Annotated in this window: 12 protein-coding genes; 9 read left to right on the forward strand and 3 right to left on the reverse strand. The window is 65.6% G+C overall.

Annotated elements, in window-relative coordinates; all coding sequences use genetic code 11:
* Positions 1-157: 157 nt before the first annotated feature.
* The 4 genes from QOC69_RS24820 to QOC69_RS24835 all read left to right on the forward strand — a co-directional run bounded on the left by QOC69_RS24820 (position 158) and on the right by QOC69_RS24835 (position 3006).
* Positions 158-454, forward strand: a complete 297-nt coding sequence (locus QOC69_RS24820) for a hypothetical protein (protein ID WP_526444608.1) — start codon at positions 158-160, stop codon at positions 452-454.
* A 56-nt stretch (positions 455-510) separates the two neighbouring features.
* The gene (locus QOC69_RS24825) at positions 511-1491 is read left to right on the forward strand and encodes an alpha/beta fold hydrolase (RefSeq protein WP_526444610.1); all 981 of its coding nucleotides are present in this window, start codon (positions 511-513) and stop codon (positions 1489-1491) included.
* A 20-nt stretch (positions 1492-1511) separates the two neighbouring features.
* Positions 1512-2111: a class I SAM-dependent methyltransferase gene (locus QOC69_RS24830; protein ID WP_526444612.1), complete on the forward strand. Its 600-nt coding sequence runs from the start codon at positions 1512-1514 to the stop codon at positions 2109-2111.
* 85 nt (positions 2112-2196) lie between these two features.
* Entirely contained in the window at positions 2197-3006 is an 810-nt protein-coding gene (locus QOC69_RS24835) for an acyl-CoA thioesterase (RefSeq protein WP_526444614.1), read from the forward strand.
* Here QOC69_RS24835 and QOC69_RS24840 read toward each other — a convergent pair.
* Positions 3003-3590 (reverse strand): TetR/AcrR family transcriptional regulator, encoded by a 588-nt coding sequence (locus QOC69_RS24840; RefSeq protein WP_526444616.1) that lies wholly within the window; start codon positions 3588-3590, stop codon positions 3003-3005. The genes QOC69_RS24835 and QOC69_RS24840 overlap by 4 nt on opposite strands.
* A 74-nt stretch (positions 3591-3664) precedes the next feature.
* Between QOC69_RS24840 and QOC69_RS24845 the strand changes: the two genes are divergently transcribed.
* The 5 genes from QOC69_RS24845 to QOC69_RS24865 all read left to right on the forward strand — a co-directional run bounded on the left by QOC69_RS24845 (position 3665) and on the right by QOC69_RS24865 (position 7020).
* Positions 3665-4357, forward strand: a complete 693-nt coding sequence (locus tag QOC69_RS24845) for a TetR/AcrR family transcriptional regulator (protein WP_526444618.1) — start codon at positions 3665-3667, stop codon at positions 4355-4357.
* An 85-nt stretch (positions 4358-4442) separates the two neighbouring features.
* Complete coding sequence (locus tag QOC69_RS24850; RefSeq protein WP_526444620.1) at positions 4443-4571, forward strand: hypothetical protein; 129 nt, start codon at positions 4443-4445, stop codon at positions 4569-4571.
* Positions 4572-4640: 69 nt separating this feature from the next.
* Complete coding sequence (locus QOC69_RS24855) at positions 4641-5156, forward strand: ester cyclase (RefSeq protein WP_526444622.1); 516 nt, start codon at positions 4641-4643, stop codon at positions 5154-5156.
* A gap of 1 nt (position 5157) precedes the next feature.
* Complete coding sequence (locus tag QOC69_RS24860) at positions 5158-5970, forward strand: SDR family NAD(P)-dependent oxidoreductase (RefSeq protein ID WP_526444624.1); 813 nt, start codon at positions 5158-5160, stop codon at positions 5968-5970.
* Between the two features lie 63 nt (positions 5971-6033).
* Positions 6034-7020 (forward strand): NADP-dependent oxidoreductase, encoded by a 987-nt coding sequence (locus tag QOC69_RS24865; protein ID WP_526444627.1) that lies wholly within the window; start codon positions 6034-6036, stop codon positions 7018-7020.
* On the opposite strand, the gene QOC69_RS24870 is transcribed toward QOC69_RS24865, so the two are convergent.
* Together QOC69_RS24870 and QOC69_RS24875 are read right to left on the reverse strand one after the other, a co-directional pair.
* Positions 7007-7465, reverse strand: coding sequence for a hypothetical protein (locus QOC69_RS24870; protein WP_526444629.1), 459 nt, complete (start codon positions 7463-7465; stop codon positions 7007-7009). The two genes, QOC69_RS24865 and QOC69_RS24870, sit on opposite strands and share 14 nt — an antisense overlap.
* On the reverse strand, positions 7462-7901 hold a 440-nt coding region (locus tag QOC69_RS24875), incomplete at its 5' end, for an MMPL family transporter (RefSeq protein ID WP_526444631.1). The genes QOC69_RS24875 and QOC69_RS24870, both read right to left, overlap by 4 nt.

Raw genomic sequence — 7901 nt, forward strand, 5'->3', positions numbered from 1 at the left:
CCGGAGGCACCGCCTCCGCTTGCGGCATACTGAACCGGAGAGTTATGCTCCGCTTTCAGGAAACGAGGACACCATGGCGATGGACACCGATGGTGCATCGAGGCGTGGCGGCCAACGAAGAAGGCGGCCCGCCAGACGAGCCGGTACGGTTGTTTGGATGCTTGGTGCCGCGACGATCATGGGCGCCGCGACCTCTTATCCCGTTGCCGACCGGCGGCGGGTCCGCCTCGATCAGGCAGCCCGCGACGCACTCGTCGCGGAGGGCAAGGCTCAGACGTTCGTGCAGACCAGCCAAGGTTTCCTGCACGTCCGCGTCGCCGGCCTGGAAACCGGGCAAGTCGTCATCCTCGCCCACGGCGGGGTTGTCGGCGGTCAAGCGTTCGCGAACTTGACGAAGCCACAGGCCGACGCGGGGTTGGCAGCTGGTCGTTGGATAGTGAGCGGTAGTGATTGATACCGCACGGAAGTGAGTGGTGTTGGCGTGGTTGGTTGTCGGTGGCGGGTGCCAAGATGTTGGCAGCAGACTTCCGCTCCGGCCACCGTGACTCCATCGCGGGGGCCGCGATCGGTAGGCGTGGTCTCGGACTGACGATCAGGCATCGGCGGGCAGGACCCCGCCGCGGACAGTGGACCGTGGCGGGCACTCCACCGGCCAGGCCTGACCGCCACCGTCGCCACGATGGCGGGCACGGCAGTTCCGACCCACCGGCCGCACGCGATGCGCACCGGTTCACCGGAGAACACCCGCCCGCCGCGGCCAAGACCGTTCGGGCCGCAACCGAGCAGAACTCACTCCTGCTCACTCACCAGGAACGGTATCGAGTCATCGTGCCCGACCTCCTTGGCTACGGGTACTCCGCGCGCCCCGGCGTTGCCTACACCCGGGAGTTCTATCTCCTGCAACTGCGCGAACTGATCGACGAGCTCGGCGTCGACGGGCCCGTCCACCTGGCGGGTGCGTCGTTTGGAGGCATCGTGGTCGCCGAGTTCGCTGCCGAAAACCCCGGGGACGTGGCGTCGATGCCCCTGATGGCCCCCGCGGCGCTGGGCCAAGGCGACATCGTCAATCCAGTCCTGTCGTGGCCGGTGATCGGCGACTGGGTGTTCCGGGTCCTCGGGGCCAAGATCGTCACTCGCCGGATGGCCGCCGCCTATTCGGGATCGCCAGATCGGCCAGCTATGTTGGATTGGATGGCAGAACAATCGACGTACCGCGGCTTTGCTGAGAGAATGCTGAATAGCCTGCGGCACTACGACTTCGGCTGGCGCCCAGACGTGTTCCAAGCGCTCGGGCGGTCGGGGATCCCGGTCTTCGCCGCGTGGGGCGCCGACGACACCGTCCACCCTTACGAACGGACGCAAGTGCTACAAAGGTACGTGCCACAGACAACGCTCGTGACCCTTGACCGTGCCGGGCACGCGATCACCTACGGCCGCGCCGAACAGGTCCTCGCGGGCTACGGCCAATTCCTGCGCGACAGCGCCCGATGACTTCGGTAGCCGGGCGCAGCATGCTAAGTGATGCGGCCCTCTTGGTGCGCGAATTCGCCCGTCAGCCAAGCGTTGTCGGTGCATTGGCGCCCAGTTCGCCTCACCTGGCCGCAGCAATCACGGCGACCATCCCCCGCTATGGTGACCCCGTTGTCGTCGAACTTGGCCCGGGCACAGGATCTTTCACCGCGGCGATCCAGGACCGGCTGGGCACACGGGGGCGGCACATCGCAGTGGAACTCAATCCGCGCTTGGCGACGCTGACGGCCAGCCGCCATCGAAGAGTCGACATGGTCCGAGCCAGCGCCGACCGTCTGCCACAGATTCTCGACGACCGCGGCATTTCGCACGCCGATCTCATCATCAGCGGTTTGCCGTGGGTGTCCATGCCTGCATCCGTGGCCGAGGTCGCACTGGACGCCGTAACGAATGTCCTAGCTCCCAGTGGGGCTTTCACGACGTTTGGTTACACGCTCGTCCGCGGACTCGCACCAGGGCGGCGCTTTCGGAGCATGCTTACGGACCGCTTCGAAGAGGTCGTCATTGGCCGCACCGTGATGAGAAATCTTCCTCCTGCGTTCGTGTACTACGCGCGCCGGCCCGGAGTGGCGTCGCTCTAGCTGATCGCACCAACTCCGCCCGAAGTCCGCCGCGGGTTCTGGGTTATTCTAAACCGGTCGGTCGCGAACTCGTCGAGGAGAGAACATGGCGGAACGAGGCCCGCAAGCGTTGGCCGATACCGACCTGCACGAGGTCGGCCCAGGTCGATACGAGGCCTTCCTGCCGGAGGCGTGGACGGCGCTTCAAGGAGTGCACGGCGGATTCGTCGCCTCCCTCGCCGTGCGCGCGGTCAACCGCACGATGGCTGACCCGTCACGGACTCTGCGTGCTGCGACCTTCGGTTTCGTTCGCGGGGTGCGCTCGGGGGCGGCGACTCTTGCCGTCGAGGAGGTTCGGCTCGGCCGCTCGCTGGCGACCTACCACGTCAACGTGGCCCAGGGCGACGGTCCGCCGTCGGTCGTGGGTCGCCTGCATCTGTCGCCGCCATGGGTGGGCGCCGAGTTCAGTGACGTGAAGCCGCCTGCGCTCCTCGAACGTCCCGACGATGCCCGGCCCTTCATCATCCCTGGCGGGCAGGGACACGTTCACAATCTCCCGACATGGCTGCATCCGGAGACGACGCTGTTCGCGGGCCAGCCTCATGCCCGTTGGCTGGCCTGGACGCGGCCCACTCATCCCGACCGCGTAGACGCGGAGTGGCTGACCATGCTCGGTGACTACTTCCCGCCTGCGGTAGCGGTGCGCAACACCGGGCCGAGCCGCGCCGTGACGATCGAGTATGCCATCCAAATCCACACCAGCGCAGAGCATTACCCTCTCAGCAACGGCCTGCATCTCGCGTGCGAGATGCACGCCACGCACGCCGCGTCGGGCTTCGCACTCGAGGACGGCACCATCTGGGCGCCTGACGGCACGCTCCTGGCCACCGTCCGGCAGACCCGCCTCGCCGGCTAAGCCAGCACCGACTCGGTCAGACTGGTGACCGCGTCCACCAGCACGTCGCGTTCCACTCCGGCGGAGGCCAGGGCATCGAGGCCGCGCAGTGTCGCCAGAAGGTGTCGGGCGGTCTTCCGTGGATCGCGCGTGGCCTCGATCGAGCCCGCTCGCTGAGCCGCCGTAACGCTTCGAACCAGCAGTGTCTCCAATGCGGCGAAGGTGCGCCGTGCCTTGGTCTGCACCTCGGAATCGAGAGCACCGAGTTCCGCCGTCGCCTTGGCGAGGAAACACGCCCGCGGCACGGTCGCGGAGGTGCTCGCGTCCACGATCCCGGCGAACAGAGTGCGCAACCGTTCGGCGGCCGTCTCGTCGGGCCCGTCGAGACGGGTGGAGAACTGGGTGACGATGTCGTCGCAGTAGCGCTCGAAGGTCCGCAGATAGAGCGTGTGCTTGTCGCTGAACGTGTTGTAGATGCTGCCCTTGCTCAGGCCGGTCGCCTTGACCAGGTCGTCGAGGCTGGTCCCGGCGTATCCGAGGGACCAGAAGCGGTCCTGTGCGGCCTCGACGACGGCGGTTTCGTCGAAAGCTCTCGGGCGTGCCATCGCTCCAGATTACCCGTTTTGGACCGATTGGTGTAGAACTGCCAAATAATTATTTGCCGCCTATCATGGGACGTGTGACTCCCACCAGTACCGAACCACAGCGCCGACCGCGCGGGCGCCCGCGCACCGAGGAGTCGCCCGCTTCGCTGGACGAGATCTTCGAGGTGGCCTTGAGGGCGTTCGCCACTCGGGGCTACGACGGCGTCGTGCTGCGCACCCTCAACCGGGATCTGGGCGGTAGTCACAATCTGCTCAACGGCCGGTTCGGTTCGAAGGAGGCGCTGTGGTACGCCACGGTGGACTGGGCGTTTCAGCCTCTGGTGATGCGATTGGCGACCGCGTTCGATCCGACGTTGACCGATCCGCTGGATCAGCTGCGGATCACCATGCGAACCTTCTTGCTCTACTCGGCGGAAAAGCCTGAACTCAACAGGCTGATGAACATCGAAGGCCGCCAAGACACCGAGCGGCTGGCCTATCTCTACGACACCTACATCGGTCCGGCGCTGGAGCCGGTGGACCGGCTGCTGAAGTACCTCGCCGACACCGGCCGGATTCGCCCGGTCTCACTGCGCACCCTGCACTTCCTGCTCGCCCACGGCGCGGCCGCCCCGTACACGCTGGATGCGCTGGCCCGCCATTTCGATGACGCCGATCCGTTGGACCCCGCCGAGGCCGAGGCCCACGCAGACTTTGCCGCCGACCTGCTGATCCGGGCAATCGAGATCCAGGACACTCCGCCCAAGAAACGCACCCGCGGCAACTAAGCGCAATCAGTCACATCTCACGAGGTGCTTGGGGCGGCGATGTCGGCGGCGACGGCACGCAGTGTCGCGTCGTAGGGGGCCCAGAGTGCCGAACGAATTCCTCGGCGCCAAGCCCTCGCTGAAGCTCGTGCGCGACGTGGTCTCCGGGCTGCGCGGTGACAACGACTACACCCTGTCGAAGCTGGCCGCGATGGCGAAGGGCGCCCGAGCATGACCCATAGATATAATTGTCATATGTCAGCTAATTATTTGATATCTGTCATACCAGGTGTACGCTGAGTTCATGAATGAGCGCACGCCTGAGCAGGTGGTCAAAGATTTCCTGGGCGCATTGGGACGCCATGACGTGGAGGGGATCGGCCGAGCGTGCGCCGACGACATCGTCGAAGTGCTCTCCGGCACGGCACCGCTGGAAGGCATCGACAACGAGATGGCGTTCGCCAGAGACCTGTTCGCCGCCTTCCCCGACCTGGAGATCGAGGTGACGCGGGTAATGGCGATCGACCAGGTCGTCGCGGCCGAGTGGATACGGCGCGGAACGTTCAGCGGGGCAGACTTCCAGGGCTTGCCGGCCAACGGCGCGCGGTTCGACTCACCGGCCGCAGGCTTCTTCGAGGTCGAGAACGGCTTGATCAAGCGGCTCACGGCCTACGCCGACTTGAACAAGTTCGCCCGCGATCTCGGCGTGCTCCCGCCGGAAGGGTCCGTGGCAGAGCGCATGGCAATGAGCATGTTTCGTACACGCGTGCGCGCCAAACGCGTGGTCGCTACTGTGACCGGTCGCGGCGGATCGCACTGACATGGCGATACGAGCCAAGCGCGGCTGGGACCGCGCGCTGGTGACCGGCGCGTCGGCGGGCATCGGAGCTGCGTACGCAAGGGCGCTGGCGGCACGGGGCACGCATCTGGTGCTGGTGGCGCGCGACGCCGAGCGGCTGGAGAAACTCGCCCAGGCCTGCCGTACCGACTACGACGTCGACGTCGAGGTGCTGCCTGCCGATCTGTCCGACGAGCGGCAGTTGGCCCACGTCGAGAGCCGGCTGTTCGGCTCCCCGCGTATCGACCTGCTCGTCAACAACGCAGGCATCGGCGCGTTCGGCGCGTTCGGCGAGCACGCGGTCGACGCTCATCTGCGCGAAATCGACCTCAACATCACCGCCCTGGTGCGACTGACGCATGCCGGTATCGCCGCCATGGGCCGTCATGGATCGGGCACCATCTTGAACCTGTCCTCGATCATGGCGCTAGCCCCCTTCCCCGGAAGCGCCGTCTACGCCGCCAGCAAGGCCTTCGTCAGCAGCTTCTCCGAGGCGCTCCACGAGGAGCTGCGCGGCACTGGAGTCACGGTGACCGTAGCCTTGCCGGGCATCGTGCGGACCGAGTTTATGGAACACGCCGATGCCCATCACCTCGACGGCGTACCCGGATTCGCCAGCCTCGCACCGGAATTCGTGGCCGAGGCAACGCTGCGTGCCGCACGCAAGGGGAAGGCAGTGTCGATTCCTGGCTTCGGTTACCGGATCGTGGCCGCCTTGGTCGGTGCCACACCCCGCGCGGTATTGCGCCGATTCAACGGAGTCAGTGCCCGCAGTAGGGTCGGGGCACTCGCGTGACCTCCAGCGAGACCACGATGACGTGGCCACGGCATTCTCGTGAATAGCTCGCAGAATCGCCAGGTGTGGTTGCGTTCCCGTCCCACGGGCATCCCGCGCGCCACTGACTTCGGGTTGCGAGAGGTCGCGATGCCGACGATCGACGACGGCGCGTTTCTCGTCCGCAATGAGTTTCTCTCGGCCGATCCGGCGATGCGGGGCTGGATCACCGATCGCACCAACTACACATCACCCGTCGAGATCGGCGACACGATGCGCGCTTTCGCCGCCGGTGTGGTCGTCGAGTCACGCAACGACGCGTACGCGGTCGGCGATCGCGTCATGGGCCTCTTCGGATGGCAGGAGTACGCCGCGGCGTCTCCGGCCCAGGTGTGGCGCAAGGTTGGCGAGCGTGACCTGTCGCTCACGCTGTCGCTGGGTGTGCTTGGCCTGAACGGGCTCACGGCGTACTTCGGGTTGCTCGACGTACTCCGCCCCGCCGCAGGAGAGACCGTTGTCGTGTCGACCGCGGCCGGTTCCGTGGGATCGGCCGTCGGACAGATCGCGAAGATCAAGGGTTGTCGCACAGTCGGAGTGGCCGGCGGACCGGACAAGGTTCGCCAGTGTGTCGAAGAGTTCGGCTACGACGCCGCCATCGACTACAAGGGCACCGATGATCTGGAGGCCGCGTTGGCCGCCAGCTGTCCTGATGGCATCGACGCGTTCTTCGACAACACGTCGGGAGCCATCCACGACGCCGTGTTGGGTCGCATCAACCTGCACGCGCGCATCGCGATCTGCGGGACCGCGTCGTATCCGAGCTGGGAGCCCTGGAATCAGGGACCGAGACCGGAGCGCCAGCTGCTGGTCAAGCGCGCCACCATGCAGGGCTTCTTGACCGCCGACTATGCGGCGCGGTTCGACGAGGCGATCAGCGACCTCGCTGGCTGGATTCGGGAGGGCCGCCTTACGTACCGCGAAGACGTCTACGAAGGTATCGAAACCGCACCAGGATCCATCGAAAGGCTCTACTCGGGCGACAACGCGGGCAAGCTGATCATCCGGGTGTAGGGGCGTTGCTGGGCTGTTTCGAGAGGACCTTGGGAAGGCGCCTCTTCAGGCTTGCGCTCAAGACCATCCGAATGAACAGGTTCGTGGACGTGAACATGGGGATCAGCCCGAGAAACGTGCGTTCGGAGGGCGTCCCTCCGTGCAGGTAGTCAAGGCTGCCGAAGACGTAGAAGCATCCGATGCTGAAGATCGCCAACGGGATGCAGAGTGCCATCCAAGACCCGCGATCGGAAACAGCCTGCCTCGCAACGGCCAACTCTTCATCCGACATCGGTTCACGCTTCTGTAACTTGCGCAGAACCGTTGGGATACCACCGATTTCGTCGCTCATCGGCAGTGTCGGCCTGCGCCCCAGCCGCGCCACGAACACGGCGGCAATCCCGGCGAAGATCACGACGAACACGAAGGCGATGACCGTCGGAAGTGCCCACACGCTGTGCATCATTGCTTCACTCCGAAGTCCGACGCCTGCCGCAGCGGGCGGGTACGCACCAGCGTCGGCCACCAGAACCATGGCCCGAGAATCCTCAGGAGGCACGGCACGATGAACGTACGCACGATCAGCGTGTCGAGCAGCAAGCCCATGCACACCGTCGACCCCACCTGACCGATGGTCCGCAGATCGCTGGTGAGCATTGCCAGCATGGTGAATGCGAACACCAGACCCGCGGACGTCACCACGCCGCCAGTGCTTCCCAACGCGCGGATGAGGCCGGTGTGTATCCCGGCTCCCAGTTCTTCCTTGACGCGGGAGATCAGCAGAAGGTTGTAGTCCGAACCGACCGCCACCAGGATGATGAACGTGAGTGGTAACACCAGCCAGTGAACGTGCAGGCCGATCAGGTGCTGCCAGACGAGGACCGAGAGACCGAACGCGCCTG

Origin of the sequence: Mycobacterium sp., assembly GCF_032162105.1 — a bacterium.
GTDB lineage: Bacteria > Actinomycetota > Actinomycetes > Mycobacteriales > Mycobacteriaceae > Mycobacterium.